The sequence below is a fragment of the Nocardioides sp. Soil796 genome, assembly GCF_001429525.1.
Taxonomy (GTDB): Bacteria; Actinomycetota; Actinomycetes; order Propionibacteriales; family Nocardioidaceae; genus Nocardioides.
Map to the genome: position 1 here is coordinate 49,796 of NZ_LMSQ01000022.1, position 23,433 is coordinate 73,228.

Consider the following 23,433-nt stretch of genomic DNA (forward strand, 5'->3'; position numbering starts at 1 on the left):
CCTCCCCCGGTCAGAGCTTGACGACCTTCGCGGTCGGGATCGGGTGCGAGTCGGCCTTGATCCAGCGCATCGCCCAGGTGCCCTCACGATGTGAGTCGGTGTCGATCCAGTTGCCGTACCCGGGGTCCTTGGCTGCCACCACGATCGTCAGCGTGCCGTCGTCGTTGAGCTTCGCGGTGTGGTTGTTGAGGTAGATGTTCGCGCGGTCGTAGTCGAGTGACTCCACCCAGAAGTTCTGCAGGACGAAGTTGAAGTACTCGCAGTTCGGGACCTCGGTCTCGATCACCCATGCCTCGTCCTCGGCCAGCTTCCAGTAGCCGTGCAGGTAGAAGATGGTCGGGTCACCGCCGGCATCCTGGAAGTAGTCCTGACCCCAGTCGAAGATCTCGTTGGCGCGGGGCTGGAACTTGCGGGACCACTCGAGGAAGGTCTCCGACATGCCCTTCACGACCTCGACGGCCTTGGTGAGACGCTCCCCGACCGCGTCAGGGTCCAACGGCTTGAACTCCCCGTCAGGGTTAAGGCATTCGATGGACAGCTCACCGACGACCTCGTTGCGGCGGTCCTGGTGGGTCTGCCGGACCGAGATCAGGTTGCTGTCCGGTGACAACGGCAGCCAGGCGCCGTCCGCCGGTTCGTCCACGCTCGCGATGAACTCGAAGCGGCCGTGCTCGTCGACCTCGACGTCGTGGATGTGCAGGTCGCCGGTCTGAAGCATGGTGCCGTCGATGTGGTAGCGGTTGACGCGTGAACCGAACGTGATCAACGGAACCGTGCCGCGGGTCCCGGTGACCCGGTAGCGGTAGCTGCCCGAGACGTTGGCCCGCATGTAGACGTTGTCGGGGTTGTCGGCACCGATCTTCGTCATCATGTTGGGGTTGGGCGCGGAGGTGAAGCTCGGCCACCGTGGATCGGTGAACTCGACGCTGTTGATCGTGCCGTACCGGAGCAGCCGACTCAGGTAGCGGACTCCCTCGGCCTGGGTCAGCGGGTCCTGGGGGACGATGTCGTCCTCCAGGATCTTCCCGACCTCGAGCAGATCTGCACAGAACTTCTCCCAGGTGGCGTTCATTCGAGTGTCCCTGTTCTGGTTGACGGTTCGTTTCTCGGACAGTGCCGGCGAAGGTTCAGGAAGCGCCGGCGAACTTCGCCTCGACCTCGGAGGCGCTCACGCCGAACTCCTCGAGGGAGTAGCGGTGTGACGGACGGCGATGGTCGGAGAGGCTGGCTTCATGGGATGCCGTCACGGCCGCGCGGGCCGCGTCCGTGAAGGGCATGGCGAACTGCGCATAGATCTTCTCGACGGTGCCGACGGCATCGGAGACGAAGTCGTCGTAGTCGACGTCGATGAACTGCTCCGGGTCGTACCGCAGCCGCGCCTCGTTGAAGTTCGCGTTGCCGCGCGCCCACAGGTCGAGCTGGGTGCGCCCGATGGCGGGGCGGTCGAAGGACTTCGACATACCGTGTCCGCCCTGCTCCGAGAGGCTGAAGGTCGACGCCATCGACGTGAGCGGGTCCCGGAACGTGCGCACGAACAACGCGTCCGGATAGACCTTCATGATCTCGTCGATCGCGAAGACATGGCTGGGGCTCTTGAGCACCCATCGCCGGTCGGCGTCGTGCAGCCCGATCAGCTGAAGGTTCTTCCTGTGGCGCGCGTACGTCTCGGTCCAGTCCTGGTCCGACAGCCACGTGCTGTACGACGGAACGTAGGACACGGTCTCGAACGAGGTCGAGAGCATCGTCTGCTGCAGCAGCCGCCAGCACTCTTCGACCTCCTCCGCGCCCATGAAGTGCACCTTCATCAGGTCGGCCTCGGCCGCCTGGCGGGCCCGGTAGAAGGCGTCCGAACGCCGGAAGTCCTCGTTCTCCGCCCATGTGTCGCGCTCGGGTCGTGGCTGCGGCCGCTCGGCGAGCCACATCTCGACCCCCTGGTGCGCCGGGTCAGCGCCGAGCAGACGGTGCAGTGCGGTGCTGCCGGTTCGGGTCAGGCCGACGACGAAGATCGGCCGCTCGATCGGGACGTCGACATGCTCGGGGTGTCTCGCGAATCCGGCCTCGCTGGTCAGGCGCCCCGTGAGCGCTCCGGTGATCAGCTTGCGGGCGATCACCTTTCCCTGAGGGGTGAGGTCGGCCTCTCGCTCGAACGACTCGAGCAGGATCTGGAGCCCCTCGAGGTAGTCGTCCGTGCCGAAGTCGTCGTACCCGGACGCCTCGCGCGCGGCGGTCTGCAGGCCCTCGATGGAACCAATGCCGTCGTGGTCGTGGGTCATCGGTCAGTCCTTCCCTGAGTGGTGCCCTGGTGGGTCTGGGTCACGAGATGACGCCGCGGGCGCGGAGCAGGCCCACGATCTGGTCGCTCGCCTGCTCCGGCGAGACGGACGTGGTGTCGATCCGCAGCTCCGGCGCGAGAGGTGGCTCGTACGGCGAGTCGATGCCGGTGAAGTTGGCCAGCTCACCGCGACGCGCCTTCTTGTAGAGCCCCTTGGGGTCCCGCCCTTCGGCGACGTCGATGGGGGTGTCCACGAAGACCTCGCAGAACTGGTCGGCCCCGACCAGCTCCCTGGCCGCCTCGCGCTCGGCGCGGAACGGCGAGATGAAGGACGCGATCACGACCAGGCCGGCGTCGGCCATCAGCCGGGCCACCTCGGTGACCCGCCGGATGTTCTCCACCCGGTCGGCCTCGGTGAACCCGAGGTCCCGGTTCAGGCCGTGGCGGACGTTGTCGCCGTCCAGGAGATAGGTGTGCGCGCCGAGTGCGTGCAGCCGTCGCTCGAGGTGGTTGGCGATCGTCGACTTGCCGGAGCCGGAGAGACCGGTCAGCCAGAGCACCTGCGGACGGTGTCCGTTCAGCGCCTCGCGGGCCCGCTCGTCGACGTCCACGACCTGCCAGTGAATGTTGTCCGAGCGACGCAGCGAGTGCGCGATCATGCCGGCACCCACCGTGGAGTTGGTCAGCCGGTCGATCAGGATGAACCCGCCGGTGTCGCGGTTCGCGGCGTACGGGTCGAACGGCACGGGGCGGTCGAAGCTGAGGTTGCAGACGCCGATCTCGTTGAGGGCGAGCGTGTTGGTCGCCGTCTTCTCGAGGGTGTTGACGTTGACCTTGTGCTTGGGCTTGGTGATCCGCGCCTGCACCGTCATCGTGCCGATCTGGCAGAGGTACGGCCGCTCGGGCAGCATCTCCTCCTCGCCCATCCAGACCACGTGTGCCTCGAACTGGTCGGCGACATCGGGCAGGTCGTCGGCGATGGCGAGCACGTCGCCCCGACTGATGTCGATCTCGTCGGCCAGGGTGATCGTGACGGACTGGCCGGCGATCGCCTCCGCCAGGTCGCCGTCCATCGTGACGATCCGCGAGACCGACGACTCGCGGCCGCTGGGCAGGACGCGCACCCGGTCACCGGGCCGCACCACGCCGCTGACGATCTGGCCGGAGAAGCCACGGAAGTCGAGATCGGGCCGGTTCACCCACTGCACGGGCATCCGGAACGGGTTGGTGAGCAGCTCGTCGTCGATCTGCACCGTCTCGAGGTGCCCGATCAGCGTCGGGCCGTCGTACCAAGGCGTGTTGGCACTGCTCTCGGTCAGGTTGTCGCCGACGTACGCCGACATCGGGATGGCCACGACGTCGTCGAGGCCGATCTCCTTCGCGAAGCCGCTGTAGTCGGCGACGATCTGGTCGAAGACCTCCTGCGAGTAGTCGACCAGGTCGAGCTTGTTGATCGCGAGCACCACGTGGCGAATCCCCAGCAGGGACACGAGGAACGAGTGCCGTCGGGTCTGGGTCAGCACACCCTTGCGGGCATCGACGAGGATCACCGCGAGGTCCGCGGTGGAGGCTCCGGTGACCATGTTCCGGGTGTACTGCTCATGGCCCGGGGTGTCGGCGACGACGAACTTGCGCTGCTCGGTGGAGAAGTAGCGGTAGGCCACGTCGATCGTGATGCCCTGCTCGCGTTCGGCGGCCAGGCCGTCGACCAGCAACGCGAAGTCGAGGCCCTCGCCCTGGGTGCCCACCTTGCGCGAGTCGGTCTCGAGTGCCGTGAGCTGGTCCTCGAAGACCAGCTTCGATTCGTAGAGCAGCCGGCCGATGAGCGTGGACTTGCCGTCGTCGACACTGCCACAGGTGATGAAGCGGAGCATGGTCTTGTTCGCGTGCCGCTCGAGGTACTGCTCGATGTCGTCAGCGATCAGGTCGGTCGAGTGGGTCATCAGAAGTAGCCTTCCTGCTTCTTCTTCTCCATGGACGCGGTGCTGTCGTGGTCGATCACTCGCCCCTGTCGCTCGGAGGTGGTGGTCAGCAACATTTCCTGGATGATGTCGGTCAGGGTCGTGGCGACGCTCTCGACGGCGCCGGTCAGCGGATAGCAGCCGAGGGTCCGGAAGCGCACGCTCTTGAGCTCGGGTTCCTCGCCCGACAGCAACGGCATCCGCTCGTCGTCGACCATGATCAACGCGCCGTCACGCTCGACGACCGGCCGCTTCGCCGCGAAGTAGAGGGGCACGATCGGGATCTCCTCCTGCCGGATGTACTCCCAGACGTCGAGCTCGGTCCAGTTGGAGAGCGGGAAGACGCGCAGGCTCTCGCCGGGCGACTTGCGCACGTTGTACATCCGCCACAGCTCGGGGCGCTGCTGCTTCGGGTCCCACCGGTGCTCGGCAGAGCGGATCGAGAAGATGCGCTCCTTGGCCCGCGACTTCTCCTCGTCGCGGCGGGCACCACCGAAGGCCGCGTCGAACTTGTGGAGGTCGAGGGCCTGCTTGAGCCCTTCGGTCTTCCACATGTCGGTGTGGGTGGCAGACCCGTGGGTGAACGGGTTGATCGACTTCTCGACGCACTCGGGGTTCTGGTGGACCAGCAGGTCCAGGTCGCCCGCCGCTGCGGTCGCGTCCCGCAGCTCGTACATCTCGCGGAACTTCCACGTGGTGTCGACGTGGAGCAGCGGGAACGGGAGCCGTGACGGGTAGAACGCCTTGCGGGCCAGGTGCAGCATCACCGCACTGTCCTTGCCGACCGAGTAGAGCATCACGGGGTTCTCGCTCTCGGCGACTGCCGCCCGCATGATGTGGATGCTCTCAGCCTCCAGACGTTCCAGGTGCGTCAGGACGGGGTGCGTGGTGCTCATCGTGCCGGTACCTCCCAGGGATGGACGGCCCGCCGTCGCCCACCCACTCGGGGCGGCGTCAGCGACTGCCATGACAAAATGAACATTGTTCATTCTGGGTCCGTCGTGGTTAAGGTGTCCCAGTGAACGGGATGAACGCCAGGTCGATCCACGGCGACGCAGAGGCCCGGCGCCGCGGCACCCTCGATGCCGCCGCAGCGCTGCTGGACGAGGGCGGGTACGCCGCACTGACGATCCGCGCGGTCGCCCAAAGGGCCGGTACCAGCACCGGCCTGATCTACCAGTACTTCACCGACAAGCAGGACATCTTCGTCGCACTGCTCGAGGAGAGCCAGGCCGAGTCCGCCGACTTCGTCGCCTCCCTGCCGCGCACCGACGGCGTCGCGGCCCTGATCGAGGCACTGATCCCCGAGTCGGCCCGACAGTGGAGGCGCGTCGTCCGGATGACCGCCGCCTGGCGCGACACCACCGGCGCCACCGAACGCGACCGGAGCGAGTCCGTGAGCCGGCTGCGCGAGAGCTTCGGTCGCTACGACGACGCGCTGCGCCATGCGCTGGTCGAGGCAGCGCGCATCGAGGGACGGAGCCTCACCGACGACCCGGCGATGCTCCGCTTCGTGCACTCGGGCCTGGCCGGCGTGTCCGACGCCCTCGTCAACGACTGGGGAGACCTCGACCCGGCCGAGCTCGTCACGTTCGCCGCGCACGCGATCACCCGGGGGATCACAAGCTAGGCCTTGCCACGCACCCGGCCCGCTGCCACTCTGAGCAGGGCGGAAGGGGCAGGAATGTTCAACAGGAACCGGGTACCCAAGGAGCGCATCGACGTGCTGCGACAGGTCCCCTTCTTCGAGGGTCTGTCGACCAAGGTGCTCGCGCGGATCGACCAGCATCTCGACGACGTGAACGTCGCCGCCGGCAAGGTGCTCACCTCCCAAGGTGAGGGCGCCTACGAGACGTTCATCATCGCCGACGGGGTGGCCGAGATCGAGGTCGACGGCAAGCCCGTCCGCGACACCGAGATCGGTGAGCTGGTCGGCGAGATGGGCGTGCTCAAGCACACCGTGCGCGCGGCGACCGTCACCGCGAAGACGCCGATGCGGCTGTTGGTGCTGAACTCACGCGAGATGAGCGCCCTGCTCCGGGAGGACAAGCTGGTCGCCCAACGCGTGCAGGAGAACCTCACCCGCCACCAGGAAGGTCGGTAGTCCCCCGCCGTCAGTAGGGCGCGTCGACCTCGGCGACCAGCTCGGCCATCCGGACCACCTCGGTGCAGTCGAGGCAGGCACGGTCGCCGCCCCGGTGCAGGTCGAGGTCCCAGAAGATCGGCCAGCCGACGGCGGACTGGCCGCATGCCGTGGACCGGTCCCCCAGACGACGGGCGTGCCACTCCCCGAACGGGCGGCTGTCGGCGGTGCTCGCGCGGTGGGAGCCGGTGACGGTCCACGGCAGGACCGTGGTGCTGGTGGTGCTCGCGATGGTGGTGCTCATTGCGTCTTTCCTTCCTGGGCGATCGGTCCGGCCGGTTGGTCGGGTTCTCGAAAGTTCGTGGATCGTGCCGTCAGAGGCCGATCGACTTGGAGATGACGCTCTTCATGACCTCGCTGGTGCCGCCGTAGATGCGGGTGACCCGCGCGTCGGCGTACAACCGGGCGATGGGGTACTCGCGCATGTAGCCGTAGCCGCCGTGAAGCTGGAGGCACTTGTCGATCACACGTGCCTGCATCTCGGTGGCGAACAGCTTGACCTTGGCGGCGTCGGCCACGGTGAGGGTGCCGGCATCGAGCTCGGCGGTGGCGCGGTCGAGCAGCGCCTGGCCGGCCTCGAGCTCGGTGGCGCACTCGGCGAGCACGAACTTCGTGTTCTGGAAGCCCGACAGCGGCTTGCCGAACACCTTGCGCTCCTTGACGTAGTCGATGGCGAAGTTGAGCGCGGCCGTGGCAGTCGCCTGCGCGGTGATCGCGATCGAGAGCCGCTCCTGCGGCAGGTTGCTGGTGAGCATCGAGAACGCGTCGCCCTCGACACCGAGCACGTTGCGGGCCGGGACCCGCACGTCGGTGAAGCTGAGCTCCGCGGTGTCGCTCGACTTGAGGCCGAGCTTGTCGAGGTTGCGGCCACGGACGAAGCCCGGCATCCCCGACTCGACGACGAGCAACGAGAGCCCGCTGCGACGGTTCTCCGCGGCAGTGTCGGTGCGGGCCACCACGATCACCAGGTCGGCCAGGATGCCGCCGGTGATGAAGGTCTTGGCACCGTTGAGGATGAAGTCGTCACCGTCGCGTACGGCGGTGGTCTGCACGCCGGCAAGGTCGGAGCCGATGCCCGGTTCGGTCATCGCGATCGAGGCGACCAGGTCACCGGAGGCGAAATCGGGGAACCAGCGGTCCTTCTGCTCGTCGCTGGCGTAGTGCAGGAAGTAAGGCAGCACAGTGTTCAGGTGCACCTGGAGGCCGCCGAGCGAAGCGGCCGCGTAGCCGACCTCCTCGTAGACGACCACGTTGAACAGGAAGCTGTCGATGCCGCCGCCGCCGTACTCCTCGGGCACCTGGAGTCCGTTGATGCCGATCTCGGCCGTCTGCCTGTAGAGCTCGCGGGGCAGCGAGCCCTCGTCCTCCCAGCCCTGGAGGTGGGGGGTGATCTCCTTGGCGATGAACTGGCGGACCGTCTGGCGGAACGCCTCGTGGTCCTCGGTGAAGAGATCGCGTTGCATGGGTCTGCTCCTTGTTCGTGGTGGGCGCCCGCGGATTCGGGTGAGCGCCAGTGCTCGACGGCGCCGTGGCGCCTCGACTGAGGGGTGGTGGGTGATGGTGCGGTCAGGCGCCGGTGACGACGACTCCGTCCGCGACGAGCCTGTCGATCGTGTCGGTGTCGTAGCCGAGCTCGGCCAGGACGACGGCGGTGTGCTGGCCGAGCCCTGGTGCGGCCGAGGCCGGGAGCTCGGTGACGGACCCGAGGTGCCACGGGGAGGCCATCGTCGTGGTGCGGGCGCCTGCCTCGTCGACGGTGTCGAGGAAGATGCCGCTGGCCTCGACGTCCGCGTGCCGGCGTACGTCGGCGTAGGTGTTGATGCGTCCGGCCACGACGCCGTTGGAGGTGAGGAGCTCCATCGCTGCGTCGCTGGTCAGCAGCGCGAAGCACTCGTGCAGCTCGGCCAGCATGACCGGTCGGTTGCGCACGCGGTCGGTGTTGGAGCCGAAGCGCGGGTCGTCGGCGAGCTCGGGCCTGCCGAGCAGGCGGCACAGCCTGGAGAAGTGGACCTCGGAGTACGCCGACACCACGACGGCGCCGTCCTTGGTGGGCATCACGTCGGCGGCCGGAGCGATGCTCGGCTGGCCGTTGCCCGAACGGATCGGCTCCTCGCCGGAGATCAGGTAGGCGCCCCATGCGGAGGCCTGCAGCTGGATGGCGACCTCGAGCAGGGAGACCTCGACGGTGTCGCCCTTGCCGGTGCGCAGTCGTTGGACGTAGGCACCGAGGATCGCCTCGGCGGCGACGTGTGCCGCTGCGGCGTCGACCATCTGGAAGCCCACGCGCTGCGGCTCCCCGTCGGCCTCACCGGTGACGTGCATGATGCCGCTCTCGGCCTGGGCCGCGATGTCGAGGCCGGCGCGCATCCGACCGGGCCCGTTGAGGCCGAAGCCGCTGATGCTGGCGTAGACCATGTGCGGGTGTGCCTCGAGGACCTGGGCTGCCCCCAGGCCGAAGGCCTCCATCACTCCCGGCCGCAGGTTCTGCACGACGACGTCGGCGTCGGCGATCAGCCGCTGTGCGATCTCCTGGCCCTGGTCGCTCTTGAGGTCGAGGGCGACGCCGCGCTTTCCGCGGTTGTGCATCTGGAGCATGGCCTCGCCGTGCAGGCCGATCACGCGGGAGGACTCGCCGTGCACCGGCTCGACCTTGATCACGTCGGCGCCGAGGTCCACGAGGACCTGCGTGGCGGCGGGGGCGGCGATGAACTGGCCGAAGTCGACCACTTTCACCCCGGTGAGGGGACGGGCGTTCACAAGGACTCCTTGGCAAGCGACTCGATCTTGAGTGCGTCGCGGGTGGGATCGACGAAGAGTGTGGCCACGACACTGCCGACGGCCATCAGGATGCCGGTGAGGGCGAAGCCGAAGGAGTAGCCCGAGGCACCGCCACCCCCGGCCGACACGGAGAAGCCCATCACCAGCGGCGCGATGATGCCGGCCAGGCTGGAGAACCCGACGAGGCCGGTCAGGATCGGACCGCGCTTGAGCGCAGGCACCACGTCGGCGACGGCGGTGAACGCGACGGCGTACGACGCCACGTTGCCGGAGAACGCCAGCGTGATCAGGGCCATCTGCAGGATGCCCGGCCCCACGAGGGTGAGCCCGAACATCGATGCTCCCGCGAGGAAGACCAGGCTGCCGGCGAGGTAGCCGCGAGCCACCTTGAGCGAGACGCCCTTCGAGACGAGGCGGTTGGACAGCCATCCGGAGGCGATGGCCCCGAACGCGGCGACGGCGTACGGGATCATCACGAGACGGCCAGCGGTGAGGGTGCCGTAGTCGAGGCCGTCTGAGAGGTAGACGGGCAGCCAGGCGATCTTCAATGCGGTGGACCAGTAGCCGAGGAACAGCAGGGCCGCGATGCCGGCGACCGTGCCGGTCTTCAGCAGGGTCCAGTAGCTGACGTCGGGCTCGGCCGCCGGCACGACGTCCGCCAGGACCTCCTGCTCGGGCGCCTCGTCGGTGACGCAGTGGTCGGCCGGCACGTTGCGGGCCAGGACCAGCCACAGGGCGGCCCAGACCAGGCCGGCCACCATGAGCACACCGAAGGCGACGTGCCAGTTCCAGGTCACGATGATCCAGGTCAGCACCGGTGCGCACACCAACGGGCCGATCGAGGCGCCCGCGGTGACCAGGCCGGCGGGCAGGGCCCGCTTCTCGGCGGGGAACCAGCCGTGCACGGCGTGGGTGGCCAAGCCGTACGCCGGACCCTCGGCGAAGCCGAGCATGATGCGGGTGAGCAGCAGGACGAGGAAGCTCGTGGTGCCGAGCAGCGGCGCCATCGTGAAGACCCAGATGACCATCAGGCCACCGAGCAGCCAGCGCAGCCCGATCCGCGTGCTCAACGAGCCGAGTGCCACGGCGCCGACGGCGAAGAGCCAGAAGAAGGAGCTCTGCACCAGTCCGAACTGGGCCGGGCTCATGCCGAGCTCGTGCTGGATCTCCTTGCCCCCGAAGGCCAGGACGGCCTTGTCGGCGTAGTTCAGGAACAGGAAGAACACCAGGAGCACGGTCAGGGTCCAGGCGCGGCCGTAGCCGGGACGGCGTACGGCGGGCTTGGCCCTGTGGGAGAGGAGAGTCATGGAACCTACTCGGTCGGTGGCGCCGCGGTGTGACGGCTCCCACAATTGAATGTCCGGTTGATCGACTACGTCAAAGACTTGTATCCACCCGAATCGGGTGAGTTTGCCTACTGGTCCTTGGAGCGTTCGAGATTGAGCTCGCGGACCCGGCGATCCATTGCCGCGACCGTGACCTCGGCCGCCCGGATCAACGTTGACCCGGAGGCGACCTGACGCTCGAGTGCCTCGACCCATTCGGCGAGGCGTTGCTTGGCGTGGGTGAGAAAAGTCTGGGAGGCCGCGGTCAGGCTGCCCGGGCGATGGATGAGGCCGATGCCCCGTTTCAGTGACGGCTCGAGCTCGCGGACCACGACGCCGTGGTGCATCGCCTCGACCGCGATCCGCAGGGGAAGCACGGCCACACCGCCCCCGGCCTGCACGATCGGGAGCACCGCGCCACGCTGGCGGACCTCGACGACGACGTCGGGCTCGGCTCCGTGCGCCCGGAGCTCACGCTCGAGGAAGTCGCGGGCCGCGGTGCCCTTCTCACCCATGACGAAGGCGGCTCCGTCGAGCGCGGAGAACGGGACCGGAGAGGTCCACCGGTCCTCCGTGCCGGGCGGGCAGACAAGCACCAGGCGCTGTTCGACGAGCACCTCTCCGGCCAGGTCGCTGCGGGGCATCGGCGTCGAGACGACGCCGAGCTCGCAGGCGCCGGAGCGGACCAGGGCGGCCACGTCGCCGGCGTCCTCGCGCTCCTCGATGCGGAAGCGCACGGCGGGGTGGTCGGCGCGGAACTTGGCCACCCACACGGAGAGCGGGTCGGCGGAGAGGTCGGACTGGGCTGCGATCTCGATCGTCCCGCCGCGTACGGCGGACACGTCGCGCACGGCGATCCGTGCGGCCTCGACCTCACGCAGGATGGCGCGGGCCCGGCCGATCAGCTCGTTGCCGGCGGGCGCGAGCACCAGCCCGCGGCCGACCCGGTGGAACAGCTCCGTGCCGAGGTCCTTCTCGAGCTTGCGCACCGACTGCGACAACGACGGCTGGGCGACGTGGAGCGCTCGCGCGGCCCGGTTGAGCCCGCCGTGCTCGACCACGGCGAGGAAGTACTCCAGTTGGCGGAGGTCCATTCCTGCATCCTTCCACTGAGCGACTGATCTCACGGGGAGACGGGCTCAGAGGAGGAAGAGGACTCCGCAGAGGGACAGCGCGCCGATGAGCACGGTGGCGATGACGCCGAGCAGGAGGGCGGGTCCGGCGTGACGGACCAGTTGGCGGAAGTTGACCGCCGTGCCCATGCCGAACAGGGCGGCACTGAGGGCGATGGTCTGGACCAGGGTGATGCCGGGGAGCCATCCCTCGGGGATGAGTCCCGTCGTCCGGAAGGCGACGCAGACGAGGAAGCCGATCACGAAGAGCGGCACGATCGGGGGCAGGGCCTGCTCGGTCTCCACACCCTCGCGCTTGAGCTGACGGCGACGCATGACGCTCACGGTCGCGACGACCGGAGCGAGCATCAGCACGCGGGTCAGCTTGACGACGACGGCAACGCCGACGGCCGCTCCCCCGATGGCGCTGGCGGCACCGACGACCTGGCCCACGTCGTGGACGCTGGCGCCGGCCCAGGCACCGAACTGGACCTCACTGAGGCCGAGCGGCTTCGCCAGGAGCGGGATCAGCAGCATCACGGCAGTGCCGCACATGGTCACCATGGCGAGGGCCGTGGTGACGTCTTCCTCGTCCGCCTCGGCGTTCTGCTCCATCGCCGCGATCGCGGAGGCTCCGCAGATGGCGAAGCCGGTCCCGATCAGGAGGCTCCGCGGCCGACCCATGCCCATCTTCTGGCCGAGCCAGGTGGTCGCCACCAGCGTGGTCACCAGCGTCGCGGCGGTGAGGACGATGATCGGGAGGCCCAGGCCGAGGATGGCGGCGGCCGGCAGCGAGAAGCCGAGCAGTACGACGCCGAGGCGCAGCACCTTCTTGGTGGCGATCTTGAGGCCCGGCTTGGCGCGGTCGGGAATCCGGCCGACGTTGGCCAAGATCGCGCCGAGCAGCACTGACCAGGTCAGCGCGCTGATCTCGGGCATCAGGCGGTAGAGGCCCATCGCGACGGCCACTCCCCCCGCCGTGATCAACAGGCCTGGCAGGAGCTCGGGTCGAGGTGTCTTCCGTGAGGGCGGACAGTCGGTCAGCGCGGGGTTCTTCATTGTCAAGGCCACCCTTTGATTATTGATGTCGACAATAATAAATGCAAGGGTTTCGGGGAACATTTCCACGTCGTACGACGCGGGGAAATGCGAAGGGCGCGCACCCGCCACAGCAGGTACGCGCTCTTGCTGGCCACAGACGACGGCCGATCCGATCAGGGACGAGAGGTCACCTGGCCGGAAGGTCCACCAGCTCCCCGAGGCGGTGCCGGTGATGGCCGGGCGTGCCCAGCGCGACCTGGTCGGCCTTGGCCCGCTTCAGGTGCAGGTGTGCGGGGTGCTCCCACGTCATGCCGATGCCGCCGTGGAGCTGGACGCACTCCTCGGCCGCACGCACGGCGACGTCGGAGCAGTAGGCCTGGGCCACCGACGCGGCGACGGCGAGGTCCTCCCCCGTGTCGGCGCAGGCCGCGGCGTAGCGTGCCGCGGCCCGGGCGCCCTCGACCTCGCAGAACAGGTCGGCCAGGCGGTGCTTGATCCCCTGGAAGCCACCGACCACGCGGCCGAACTGGCGACGGATCTTGAGGTAGGCCACGGTCTCGTCGAGGCACCACTGCGCGATCCCGACCTGCTCGGAGGCGAGCAGGGCCGCACCCAGCAACAGGGCGTGGTCCAGCAGCTCCGCGGCCCGGTCCGGCCCGGCGAGGAGCACGCCCAGCGCCTCGACGACCACGACGTCGGCCAGCTGACGGCTCATGTCGAGCGACGAGAACGGCGTGACCTCGGCGTCCGAAGCCTGCACGGCCCAGAGCTCGACCCCCGCGGCGCCCTCGACCGGGATGACCAGGAGGTCGGCCTCGATCGCGCCGGCGACCGTCGTCGCCGCGCCGGAGACCAGCTTGCCGGTCGCCTTGAACGTGGGCGAGAACGGGAGGCCCGGCATGGTCGAGAACGGCACCGCCACGGCCGCGGCGTGCTCGCCGGAGGCCAGGCCCTCGACCGAGGCCTTGTCGCGGCAGGCGACCAGGACGGTCGCCGCGATCACGGCGCTGGTCAGGAACGGACCCGGGGCGGCGTACCGACCGAGCTCCTCGAGGACGACGGCCGCGTCGCGTGCGCTGCCGCCGGCACCACCCTGCGACTCGGGGACCAGCAGTCCCGCGAGGCCGAGCTCACGGCCCAGGACCTCCCAGGTCTTCAGGGCGACCTCGTCGTTCCCGTCGTACATCGCGGAGACGGCGTCCGGAGTGACGTGGTCACCCAACGCATCACGGACGGCCTCGCGCACCGAGTCCTCGACATCGGTGTACAGGAGATTGGTCTCGCTCATCAGGGCACGTCCTTCCAGGGGATGTCCTTGTCGACGCGGTGCTCGGCGGGGAGCCCGAGCACCCTCTCGGCGACGATGTTGCGCAGCACCTCGGAGGTGCCGCCCTCGATCGAGTTGCCCTTCGCGCGCAGGTAGCGGTAGCCCGCGTCGCGGCCGGTGAACTCGACCACCTGCGGCCGGGTCATGGTCCAGTCGGAGTACCGCAGGCCGCGCTCCCCCTCGACCTCGACCTCGAGCCCGCTGATCGCCTGGGCGTTGGTGGCGAAGGCCAGCTTCATCGCCGCGCTCTCCGGTCCCGGTGCGCCGACGGCCAGCTTCTGGCGGAGCCGCTGGCCGGTGAGGCGGAAGACCTCCGCGTCGACCCAGCCCTTCATGAGCCGGTCGTGCAGTCCGGGTTGGCGTACGCCGGGGTCGGCACGCCAGGTCGCGGCGACCCGGCTGATCATCCCCGACTCGCGCTCGGTGTCGGCGCCGCCGATCGCCACTCGCTCGTTGGTCAGCGTGGAGTTGGCGACCCGCCAGCCCTCGCCGACCTCGCCGACGCGACGGTTGTCCGGCACGACGGCATCGGTCAGGAAGACCTCGTTGAACTCGGCCTCGCCGGTGATCTGGCGCAGCGGCCGCACCTCGACGCCGGGGTCGGACATGTCGAGCAGAAGGAAGGTCATGCCGCGGTGCTTGGGCAGCTCGGGGTCGGTGCGGGCGAGGAGGATCGCGAAGTCGGCCTCGTGGGCGCTGGAGGTCCAGACCTTCTGGCCGCTCACGATCCACTCGTCGCCATCGCGGACGGCCTTGGTGCGCACGTTGGCCAGGTCGGAGCCCGCGTCGGGCTCGCTGAACAGCTGGCACCAGACCTCTTCCCCGGTCCACAGTGGCCGGAGGAAGCGCTTCTGCTGCTCCTCGGTGCCGAGGGCGAGGATCGTCGGCGCGGCCATGCCCACGCCGATGCCGACCTTGGGGGCCTGGCTCTCGGGGGCACCGGCGGCAGAGAGACGGCGGTTCACCTCGAGCTGCAGGCTGCGCGGCAGGCCGAGTCCACCGAGGCCTTCGGGGTAGTGCACCCAGGCCAGGCCGGCGTCGAACTGCGCACGGAGGAACGTCAGCGGCGGCGTACGTCGTGCCGGGTACCTCGCGAGCAGCGAGTCGATGCGCTCGTTCAGGCCGTGCGGGTCCTTCTCGACGGTGCTCATGCCTGTGCCTCCTTGCGTCGTGCGGCCTGGCGCTTCAGCTCGCCACGGGCGAGTGCTGCGGCGTGGACCTCGTCGGGGCCGTCGGCGAAGCGCAGGGTGCGGATCGAGGCGATCGCCTGGGCCAGCGGGAAGTCCTGCGAGAGGCCCGCGGCACCGTGCACCTGGATCGCCTTGTCGAGGATCCACTCGACGGTGCGCGGCGTCTCGACCTTGATCGCCTGGATGTCGGCGTGGGCCGCCTTGTTGCCGACGGTGTCCATCAGCCACGCGGTGCGCAGCACGAGCAGGCGGAGCTGCTCGATCTTGATCCGGCTGTCGGCGATCCACGACTTCACGACGCCCTGGTTGGAGATCGGGCCACCGAAGGCGACCCGCTCGTCGGCGCGGGCACACATCAGCTCGACGGCGCGCTCGGCGACACCGATGGAGCGCATGCAGTGGTGGATGCGGCCGGGGCCGAGCCGGCCCTGGGCGATCGCGAAACCGTCGCCCTCTCCGAGGAGGAGGTTCCATGCCGGGACGCGCACGTCGTCGAAGACCAGCTCAGCGTGGCCGCCGTGGTCGTGGTCGTCGTACCCGAGCACGTGCATGCCGCGACGGATCTCGAGGCCCGGGGTGTCCCTCGGGACCAGGATCATCGACTGCTGGCGGTGCCGCTCGGCGGACGGGTCGGTCTTGCCCATCACGATGAGGATCTCGCAGTCGGGGTTCATCGCCCCGGTGATCCACCACTTGCGTCCGTTGATGACGTACTCGTCGCCGTCGCGCACGATGCTGGTGGCGATGTTCGTCGCGTCGGACGACGCCACGGCCGGCTCGGTCATCGCGAACGCCGACCGGATCTCGCCGTTCAGCAGCGGCTTCAGCCAACGCTCCTGCTGGGCCGGGGTGCCGTACTGCGCGAGCACCTCCATGTTGCCGGTGTCGGGGGCCGCGCAGTTGAGCGCGGCCGGCGCCAGCCGCCAGTAGCGGCCGGTCAGCTCGGCCAGCGGTGCGTACTGCAGGTTGGTCAGGCCGGAGCCGTGCTTGCCGGGCAGGAAGACGTTCCACAGACCGGCGTCCCGGGCCCGCTTCTGCAGGTCCCGGACGACCGGGGCCTGGGTCCACGCCCACGGGTCGTGCAGCTCGGCGAGCTGCTGGTCGAAGACCGCCTCGGCGGGTACGACGTGCTCCTCGAGGAAGGCCTGGAGCCGCGCCTGCAGCTCCAGCGTCTTCTCGTCGAATTCGAAGTTCATCAGCTCAGTTCCTTCCAGGCGGCCAGTCCGGCCGCCAGCAGTGGCTCGACGAGATCGCCGACCCTGTCGAAGCCCTCGCCCACGGTCTGGCCCTGGGCGAAGCGGTGGTCGATCCCCTCGAGGATCACCGCCAGCTTGAAGTGCGCGAGTGCGACGTACCACGACAGCGCCGAGACGTCGCGGCCGCTCGTGGCGGCGTAGCGCTCGGTGAGTGCGGCGACGTCCGGGTGGCCGGGGGCGTTGGTCGCCGACATGATCCGGTCGCCACCGGGCAGCCCGGCCACGCGCTGGTAGGTCAGCATCAGGGCGACGTCGGTGAGTGGGTCACCGAGGGTCGCCATCTCCCAGTCGAGGACCGCGAGGATCGAGTCGTCGTCACCGACCAGCGCGTTGTCGAGCCGGAAGTCGCCGTGCACGATCGTGGGGGCGATCTCGTCGGGGATCGACGCCGCCAGATTCTCGGCGAGCTCGGTGGCACCGGCCAGCGGACGGTGGTGCGAGGCCTCGAGCTGGGTGGTCCAGCGGCGCACCTGGCGAGGCAGGAACCCTGCCGGGCGACCGAAGGACTCCAGCCCGACCTCGGTCGGGTCGACCGCGTGCAGCCGAGCCAGGGTGTCGACCAGCTCGAGCGCGATCTTCTCGGTGCGCTCGGGACCGACCTCGACGAGCTGCTCGGCATCGCGGTAGGTGTGTCCGGCGATCTCGTCCATCACGTAGAACGAGGCGCCCAGGACGTCGGGGTCCTCGCACAGCAGGTGCACGCCGGGCACGGGCACGTCGGTGCCGGCCAGCGCCGACATCACCGTGAACTCGCGGGACATGTCGTGGGCGGTCGAGAGCACGTGGCCCAGCGGGGGTCGGCGTACGACGAGGCGCCGCGTGCCGTCGGTGAGCCGGTAGGTCAGGTTCGACTTGCCGCCCGCGATCAGCGTGGCGGTGAGGTCGGGGCCGAGCTCGCCGGGCCGGACCGACTCGTAGTGGGCCGCGAACCGGGCGAGGTCGAGGCCGGGCAGGTCGGTCTTCGGGGCTTCCGTCTTCTGCGTGGTCATGTCAGCCCACCAGCACGGAGACGGTCTCGGCGACGCAGACCGGGCGGTCACCGCCGTCGCGCTCCACGGTCATCCGCACGGTCACGGTGGCCCGGTTGCCATCGCGCTCGACCGAGACCAGCTCGGCCGATCCGCGAACCCGGCTGTTCACCGGCACCACGGCCGGGAAGCGGACCTTGTTGCTCCCGTAGTTGACGCCCATGGTGATGTCACGGACCTCGTAGATCTGCCACGCGAAGCTGGGCACCAGCGACAGGGTCAGGTAGCCGTGCGCGATCGTGGTGCCGAACGGCCCTTCGGCCGCGCGGGCCGGGTCGGTGTGGATCCACTGGTTGTCACCGGTCGCCCGGGCGAACAGGTCGATCTGCTCCTGGGTGACCACGTGCCACTCGCTGTGCCCGAGCTGGCTGCCGACCGCAGCCTCGAGCTCGTCCAGGCCGTTGAAGACCCTCGGGCCGGCAGCCACTGAACCAGTCATGCCTTCGGCCCACCGGCGACGTACAGCACCTGGCCGGAGACGAACCCGGCCTCCTCACTGGCGAAGAACGCCACGGCCGCGGCGATGTCGGCGGGCAGGCCGACCCGGCCGACGGGGATGTCCTTGACGCCGTAGGCCTTGAACTCCTCGAAGTCCAGGCCCATCCGCTCGGCGGTGGCGTGGGTCATCTCGGTCTCGATGAAGCCGGGCGCGATCGCGTTGGCGGTGATGCCGAACCGGCCGAGCTCGAGGGCCAGGGTCTTGGTGAAGCCCTGGACGCCGGCCTTGGCGGCCGAGTAGTTGGCCTGGCCGCGGTTGCCCAGCGCGGAGGTGCTGGAGAGGTTGATGATCCGGCCGAAGCCGGCGTCGACCATGTGCTTCTGGCAGGCCCTGGAGAGCAGGAAGGCGCCGCGCAGGTGCACGCCCATCACGGCGTCCCAGTCGCTGACGGTCATCTTGAAGAGCAGGTTGTCGCGGATGATGCCCGCGTTGTTCACCAGCACGGTGGGGGCACCGAGCTCCTCGACGACCCGCTCCACGGCGTTCTCGACCGCGGTCTCGTCGGCCACGTCGGCCCCGATGGCGATGGCCCGGCCCCCGGCAGCCTCGATCCGCTCGACGACGGGCTTGCAGGCCGCCTCGTCGAGGTCGATCACTGCGACGGCGACGTTGTCCTTCGCGAGGCGCTCCGCCACGCCGGCGCCGATCCCCCGGGCTGCTCCGGTCACGATGGCAATCCGCTGTGCTGTCATGTCTTCCACTCCTGGGGTGTTGGGCGCTCAGCGAGCGCCGGCGGTTGAGAGGTCGGGCACGAGCTCGGCGAGCCCGGCCCGGGTGGTGGCGGCATCGACGTGCCGCAGGGCGATCAGTCCGGCACGCTCGGCGCCCTCGACGTTGGGAATGCCGTCGTCGATGAACACCACCTCGTGCGCGGCCAGGCCCATCTGCGCGAGGGCCAGCTCGTAGATGGCCCGGTCGGGCTTGCGCAGCCCGACCTCGCCGGAGATCACGACGGGGTCGAAGAGCTCGTCGATCTCGGACCGGGGGTAGGTGTTGGCCCAGCTGTTGGAGAGCAGGCCCACCTTGAGGCCGGCCGACTTCAGGCCCCGCACCAGGGCGTACATCTCCGGGGCCTGACGGATGCCGGCGAACATCCGGTCCAGCATTCCCTCGGGCTCCAGCTCCTGGCCGTCGACGTCCACCAGCTCCGCGGCCAGCAGCCTGCTGAACTCGTCGCCGGTGATCGCGCCGGACTCCAGCTGGTGGATCGGGTTGCCGGCCGCGGCGTCACGCGAGAGCCACTTCTTCAGGACCCGTCCGAAGGACTCGGGCTGCACGCGGTCCCGGGCCTGCCAGGCGTCCATCGACTCACCGACGTGCGTCGTCAGGACGCCGCCGTAGTCGAAGAGGACTCCGCGCACAGCCGGGCTCATTCGACGGTCGCCGTGATCGTGATGCCGCCGTCGACCACGAGGGTCTGGCCGGTGACCCAGGCCGCGTCGGCGGAGAGCAGGTAGGCGACCGCGCCGGCGATGTCGTCGGGTTCACCAAGGCGCTTCAGCGGGTACGGCGCCGCGACCTCGTCCTCACGACCCTCGTAGAGGGCGGTGGCGAACTTCGTCTTCACGACGGCCGGGGCGACACCGTTGATGCGGATGTCGGGGCCCAGCTCGGTCGCGAGCTGCTTGGTGAGGTGGATCAGCATCGCCTTGGACGCACCGTAGAAGCCGATGCCGGTCGCCGGCAGTAGGCCGGCGATCGAGCTGACGTTGACGACCGCGCCGCCGTGCTCCCCCATCCAGGCCTTGTGGGCCTGCTGGATCCACGACAGGGCACCGATGCAGTTGACGTCGGTGATCTTGCGGGCCGCCTCGGGGTCCAGCTCGACGAGCGGGCCGTAGACCGGGTTGATGCCGGTGTTGTTGACCAGCAGGTCGAGGCTTCCGAAGGTCTCGACGGCCTGGCGCACGGCCTCGGCCTGGTGCTCGACGTCGTCGGCAGCTCCGGCCACGGCGATCGCGTGCTCGGGGCCGCCGAGCTCGGCGACGGCCTCGTCGAGGGCTTCCTTCCTCCGGGCGGTGATGACGACCTTGGCGCCCTCGTCGACCAGTCGCTGGGCGATGGCCAGCCCGATGCCGCGGCTGGCGCCGGTGACGATGGCGACCTTGTTCGCGAAGCGGTTCATTGTCCGGTCTCCTTGTCAGCTGAGGCGTTCGAGGACCATGGCCATGCCCTGGCCACCCCCGACGCACATGGTCTCGAGGCCGAACTGCAGGTCCCGCTCGCGCAGTCCGTTGATCAGCGTGCTGGTGATCCGCGCGCCGGTCATGCCGAAGGGGTGGCCCACGGCGATCGCGCCGCCGTTGACGTTGAGCTTGTCCTCGTCGATGCCGAGTTCACGGGCCGAGCCGATGACCTGCACGGCGAACGCCTCGTTGATCTCGACGAGGTCGATGTCGTTGATGCCGAGGCCGGCGCGGCCCAGGGCCTCGCGGCTGGCGTCGACCGGGCCGAGGCCCATGATCTCGGGCGACAGGCCGGTCACGGCGGTGGAGACGATGCGGGCCAGCGGGGTCAGGCCCAGGTCGCGGGCCTTGGTGTCGCTCATGATGACCAGTGCGGCGGCGCCGTCGTTGAGGGCGCAGCAGTTGGCGGCGGTGACGGTGCCGTCGGGACGGAAGACCGGCTGCATCGAGGCGACCTTCTCCAGCGTGGTGCCGGCGCGCGGGCCGTCGTCCGCACTGACCACGGTGCCGTCGGGCAACGTGACCGGGGTGATGTCGGTGGCCCAGAACCCACGGGCGATGGCCGCCTCGGCACGGTTCTGGCTGCGTACGGCGAAGGCGTCCTGCTCGGCGCGCGTGATGCCGGTGAACTGGGCGACGTTCTCCGCGGTCTGGCCCATGCCGAGGTAGGCGTCGGGAAGCAGGCCGTCCTTGCGCGGGTCGACCCAGGTGCCGCCACCGGCAGCGAGCTCCTCGCTGTGCTTCTGGGCAGACGCGAAGAGCGGGTTGTAGGTGCCCGGAATGCTGTCGGAGGTGCCCGCGGCACCCTGGCTGACGCTCTCGACGCCGGCGGAGATGAAGACGTCGCCCTCGCCGGCCTTGATCGCGTGGAACGCCATCCGCGTGGACTGCACGCTCGAGGCGCAGTAGCGGGTCACGGTGGTGCCGGGCAGGTGGTCCATGCCGGCCAGGATGGAGACGACGCGGCCCATGTTGTGGCCGGAGTGGCCACCGGGCAGGCCGCAGCCGAGGATCAGGTCGACGATGTCGCGGCGGTCCAGCTCGGGGACCTTCGCCAGGGCGGCCTCCACCATCTGCAGCGTGAGGTCATCGGGACGCATGTCGCGCAACGAGCCCTTGAAGGCACGGCCGATCGGGGACCGGGCGGTGGAGACGATTACTGCTTCAGCCATGGGGACGGGGCCTCTCGTGGGCTCGGAAAGTTGGGGGGAACGTGTGGATCTAGAGCGGGTCCGGTGCGTCGGCCGGGCAGCCCACGGGTGGTCGTGCACGAAGGGGTCTCCCCCGTGCACGACCACTCGCCGTACGGCAGCAGTGCGGTCGGGTCAGTTGGACTCGACGGCGACGAGCTGCTTGCCGAAGTTGGAGCCGGTGAGCATGGAGATGAACGCCTTGGGAGCGTTGTGCAGGCCGGACTCGATGTCCTCCTGGTACTTCACCTTGCCCTCGCGGACCCACTGACTGATCTCGCCGATCGCGGTGGGCCAGTAGTCGCGGTGATCCGCGATCACGAAGGCGTAGACCTGCACGCGGTGCACGAGCAGGTAGCGCATGCCCTTGACGCCGTACGGTTCGTCGACGTTGTACTGGCTGATGTTGCCGCACAGCGCGATGCGCGCGTGGTCGGCGATGCGGGCCAGTACGGCGTCGAAGATCGGGCCGCCGACGTTCTCGAACAGGACGTCGACGAAGTCCGGCGTCGCCGCCTCGAGCTTCTCGAGGAAGTCGTCGGCCTTGTGGTCGAGGCACTCGTCGAAGCCGAGCTCGTCCTTGACGTAGGCGCACTTCTCGGGTCCACCGGCGATGCCGATGACGCGGGCGCCGCGAATCTTGGCCAGCTGGCCGACGACGGAGCCGACGGCACCGGAGGCAGCCGTGACGACCACGGTCTCGCCGGCCTGCGGGTTCGCCTTCTCGAGCAGGCCGTAGTGCGCGGTGGCGCCGGTCATGCCCAGGACGTGCAGCGCGGCCGAGGTCGGGCCGTTGGCCGGGTCGACGACGCGGCAGGTGTCCTTCGAGACGATCCCGTAGCTCTGCCATCCCTGCATCCCGGCCACGATGGTGCCGACGGGCAGCGAGGGCTCGTTGCTCTCGATGATCTCGCCGACGGTCGCGCCGGGCATGAGGTCACCCGGGTTGAGGTGCGGCACGTAGGAGCGCAGCGGGTCCATCATCGGACGCATGTAGGGGTCCAGCGACAGGTACTGCACCTTCACCAGCGCCTCGCCCGGCCCGGGGACGGGGGCCTCGACGGTTTCGACGGTGAAGTCGTCCTCGGTCACCATGCCGGCGGGGTGGCGCCGCATCTTGACCTGCGTGTTCGTGAGCGTCATCTCAGCGGTCTCCTTCTGCTGATCAGCGGTTCAGCGCGGGGCGCAGGAGCGCCTCGGCGTTGCGGTACATGTACGCGTCGAACGCGTCGTCGGTCAGGTCGAGCTGGGCGCTCAGGTGCACCGACTCGGCGACACCGGCGAACGAGTACGCCGAGGCGTAGACGAAGCGGTTCGGGATCCAGTTGGCACCCTGACGGAAGACGTCGCCGCCCGGGGCGAACATGTAGACGTCCGGCGAGACGAAGACGTTGTGGATGCCGGTGGCCTCGCTCTTGAAGGCCAGGGCCACGGCCTCGGTCGCGTAGGGGAAGCAGCCGTGGCCGAGGATGACGGGCATCGACGGGTGGCGCTTGGCCACGCGGTCGAAACGGACCGGGTCGGTGTGGCTGATGTCGGGACCGGCCAGCGGACCGGACATGAACAGCAGCGGGATGTTGAGGTCGGCGATCTTCTCGTAGAGCGGGAAGAGGCGCTCGTCGTCGGCGTACATCGGGGTCCGGGCCAGGCCGGGCTCCATGCAGACGCCGATCAGGCCGTGTTCCTTCACTGCGATGTCGAGGCCTTCGATGATCTCCTCGTTGGTCTTGTCGAAGTCGATGCCGGCCATGCCGAGGATCCGGTTGTCGGTGCGGGCGCTCAGCTCGGAGAGGTCGGCGTCCTCGATGTGCACGGGGACGGGACGGTTGACCGAGTGGCGACCGTTCATGACACCGAGACGCACGCCGACCGAGTCCATCTCGTCGATGACCGCGGCGATGGCGCGCTCCTCGGCGTTCGGGAACGGGTCCGTGCTGATCGTGTAGGAACGCGGGGTCGGCATGTCGAGGATGCGGTTGACCGCGCCGACGACCGTCGGGGTGAAGAAGTTGCGGTACGGGCCCGTCGGCGGACGGAGCCGGAAGTCGATGATCTTGCCGCGCACTCGCTCGAGCCGTTCGGCTGCCTGGGTCTGGCTCATGTCTGCTCCTGAGAACTAGGAATG

23 protein-coding genes are annotated in these 23,433 nt (G+C 69.1%); 2 read left to right on the top strand and 21 right to left on the bottom strand.

Features of this window, described 5'->3' with window-relative positions; genetic code table 11:
• Positions 1–10: 10 nt before the first annotated feature.
• The 4 genes from ASH02_RS24075 to cysD are packed head-to-tail and all read right to left on the bottom strand — an operon-like array spanning position 11 to position 5,129.
• On the bottom strand, positions 11–1,072 hold the full coding sequence (locus tag ASH02_RS24075; RefSeq protein WP_057295602.1) for a DUF1214 domain-containing protein: 1,062 nt from the start codon (positions 1,070–1,072) through the stop codon (positions 11–13).
• 55 nt (positions 1,073–1,127) lie between these two features.
• The gene (locus ASH02_RS24080) at positions 1,128–2,273 is read right to left on the bottom strand and encodes a sulfotransferase family protein (protein WP_057295603.1); all 1,146 of its coding nucleotides are present in this window, start codon (positions 2,271–2,273) and stop codon (positions 1,128–1,130) included.
• 40 nt (positions 2,274–2,313) lie between these two features.
• The gene (gene cysN / locus ASH02_RS24085) at positions 2,314–4,215 is read right to left on the bottom strand and encodes a sulfate adenylyltransferase subunit CysN (RefSeq protein WP_057295604.1); all 1,902 of its coding nucleotides are present in this window, start codon (positions 4,213–4,215) and stop codon (positions 2,314–2,316) included.
• Complete coding sequence (gene cysD / locus ASH02_RS24090; protein ID WP_056889711.1) at positions 4,215–5,129, bottom strand: sulfate adenylyltransferase subunit CysD; 915 nt, start codon at positions 5,127–5,129, stop codon at positions 4,215–4,217. Before cysD ends, cysN begins: the two co-directional genes overlap by 1 nt.
• 131 nt (positions 5,130–5,260) lie before the next feature.
• On the opposite strand from cysD, the gene ASH02_RS24095 reads away from it, so the two are divergent.
• Both ASH02_RS24095 and ASH02_RS24100 read left to right on the top strand, forming a co-directional pair.
• On the top strand, positions 5,261–5,863 hold the full coding sequence (locus ASH02_RS24095) for a TetR/AcrR family transcriptional regulator (protein ID WP_235529990.1): 603 nt from the start codon (positions 5,261–5,263) through the stop codon (positions 5,861–5,863).
• Positions 5,864–5,917: 54 nt separating this feature from the next.
• Complete coding sequence (locus ASH02_RS24100; protein ID WP_056686983.1) at positions 5,918–6,337, top strand: cyclic nucleotide-binding domain-containing protein; 420 nt, start codon at positions 5,918–5,920, stop codon at positions 6,335–6,337.
• Positions 6,338–6,347: 10 nt separating this feature from the next.
• Here ASH02_RS24100 and ASH02_RS24105 read toward each other — a convergent pair whose 3' ends face one another.
• The 17 genes from ASH02_RS24105 to ASH02_RS24185 all read right to left on the bottom strand — a co-directional run bounded on the left by ASH02_RS24105 (position 6,348) and on the right by ASH02_RS24185 (position 23,409).
• Positions 6,348–6,620 carry a hypothetical protein gene (locus ASH02_RS24105; RefSeq protein WP_057295605.1) on the bottom strand — a complete coding sequence of 91 codons (273 nt, stop codon included), beginning with the start codon at positions 6,618–6,620 and terminating at the stop codon, positions 6,348–6,350.
• A 70-nt stretch (positions 6,621–6,690) separates the two neighbouring features.
• Positions 6,691–7,839 carry an acyl-CoA dehydrogenase family protein gene (locus ASH02_RS24110; protein ID WP_057295606.1) on the bottom strand — a complete coding sequence of 383 codons (1,149 nt, stop codon included), beginning with the start codon at positions 7,837–7,839 and terminating at the stop codon, positions 6,691–6,693.
• Positions 7,840–7,942: 103 nt separating this feature from the next.
• Positions 7,943–9,133 carry a CaiB/BaiF CoA transferase family protein gene (locus ASH02_RS24115; RefSeq protein WP_057295607.1) on the bottom strand — a complete coding sequence of 397 codons (1,191 nt, stop codon included), beginning with the start codon at positions 9,131–9,133 and terminating at the stop codon, positions 7,943–7,945.
• Positions 9,130–10,461, bottom strand: a complete 1,332-nt coding sequence (locus tag ASH02_RS24120; RefSeq protein WP_082621006.1) for an MFS transporter — start codon at positions 10,459–10,461, stop codon at positions 9,130–9,132. Before ASH02_RS24120 ends, ASH02_RS24115 begins: the two co-directional genes overlap by 4 nt.
• A 107-nt stretch (positions 10,462–10,568) precedes the next feature.
• On the bottom strand, positions 10,569–11,573 hold the full coding sequence (locus tag ASH02_RS24125) for a LysR family transcriptional regulator (RefSeq protein ID WP_200959234.1): 1,005 nt from the start codon (positions 11,571–11,573) through the stop codon (positions 10,569–10,571).
• Between the two features lie 45 nt (positions 11,574–11,618).
• Positions 11,619–12,662, bottom strand: coding sequence for a YeiH family protein (locus ASH02_RS24130; protein ID WP_162262622.1), 1,044 nt, complete (start codon positions 12,660–12,662; stop codon positions 11,619–11,621).
• 157 nt (positions 12,663–12,819) lie between these two features.
• Positions 12,820–13,920: an acyl-CoA dehydrogenase family protein gene (locus tag ASH02_RS24135; protein ID WP_057295609.1), complete on the bottom strand. Its 1,101-nt coding sequence runs from the start codon at positions 13,918–13,920 to the stop codon at positions 12,820–12,822.
• The gene (locus ASH02_RS24140; protein WP_057295610.1) at positions 13,920–15,110 is read right to left on the bottom strand and encodes an acyl-CoA dehydrogenase family protein; all 1,191 of its coding nucleotides are present in this window, start codon (positions 15,108–15,110) and stop codon (positions 13,920–13,922) included. The genes ASH02_RS24135 and ASH02_RS24140 overlap by 1 nt, the downstream gene beginning before the upstream one ends.
• Entirely contained in the window at positions 15,107–16,345 is a 1,239-nt protein-coding gene (locus ASH02_RS24145; RefSeq protein ID WP_057295611.1) for an acyl-CoA dehydrogenase family protein, read from the bottom strand. Before ASH02_RS24145 ends, ASH02_RS24140 begins: the two co-directional genes overlap by 4 nt.
• Positions 16,345–17,394 (bottom strand): phosphotransferase family protein, encoded by a 1,050-nt coding sequence (locus ASH02_RS24150; protein WP_057295612.1) that lies wholly within the window; start codon positions 17,392–17,394, stop codon positions 16,345–16,347. Before ASH02_RS24150 ends, ASH02_RS24145 begins: the two co-directional genes overlap by 1 nt.
• 1 nt (position 17,395) lies before the next feature.
• Positions 17,396–17,872 carry a MaoC family dehydratase gene (locus tag ASH02_RS24155; RefSeq protein WP_057295613.1) on the bottom strand — a complete coding sequence of 159 codons (477 nt, stop codon included), beginning with the start codon at positions 17,870–17,872 and terminating at the stop codon, positions 17,396–17,398.
• Positions 17,869–18,624 carry a 3-oxoacyl-ACP reductase FabG gene (gene fabG / locus ASH02_RS24160; RefSeq protein WP_057295614.1) on the bottom strand — a complete coding sequence of 252 codons (756 nt, stop codon included), beginning with the start codon at positions 18,622–18,624 and terminating at the stop codon, positions 17,869–17,871. Before fabG ends, ASH02_RS24155 begins: the two co-directional genes overlap by 4 nt.
• Positions 18,625–18,651: 27 nt before the next feature.
• The gene (locus tag ASH02_RS24165) at positions 18,652–19,293 is read right to left on the bottom strand and encodes an HAD family hydrolase (RefSeq protein WP_200959235.1); all 642 of its coding nucleotides are present in this window, start codon (positions 19,291–19,293) and stop codon (positions 18,652–18,654) included.
• Positions 19,294–19,301: 8 nt separating this feature from the next.
• Positions 19,302–20,057 (bottom strand): SDR family oxidoreductase, encoded by a 756-nt coding sequence (locus ASH02_RS24170; protein ID WP_057295616.1) that lies wholly within the window; start codon positions 20,055–20,057, stop codon positions 19,302–19,304.
• Between the two features lie 15 nt (positions 20,058–20,072).
• Positions 20,073–21,290: an acetyl-CoA C-acetyltransferase gene (locus tag ASH02_RS24175; protein ID WP_057295617.1), complete on the bottom strand. Its 1,218-nt coding sequence runs from the start codon at positions 21,288–21,290 to the stop codon at positions 20,073–20,075.
• Between the two features lie 153 nt (positions 21,291–21,443).
• Complete coding sequence (locus ASH02_RS24180) at positions 21,444–22,451, bottom strand: NADP-dependent oxidoreductase (RefSeq protein ID WP_057295618.1); 1,008 nt, start codon at positions 22,449–22,451, stop codon at positions 21,444–21,446.
• 22 nt (positions 22,452–22,473) lie between these two features.
• Positions 22,474–23,409, bottom strand: coding sequence for an amidohydrolase family protein (locus tag ASH02_RS24185; protein ID WP_082621008.1), 936 nt, complete (start codon positions 23,407–23,409; stop codon positions 22,474–22,476).
• Between the last annotated feature and the right edge of the window lie 24 nt (positions 23,410–23,433).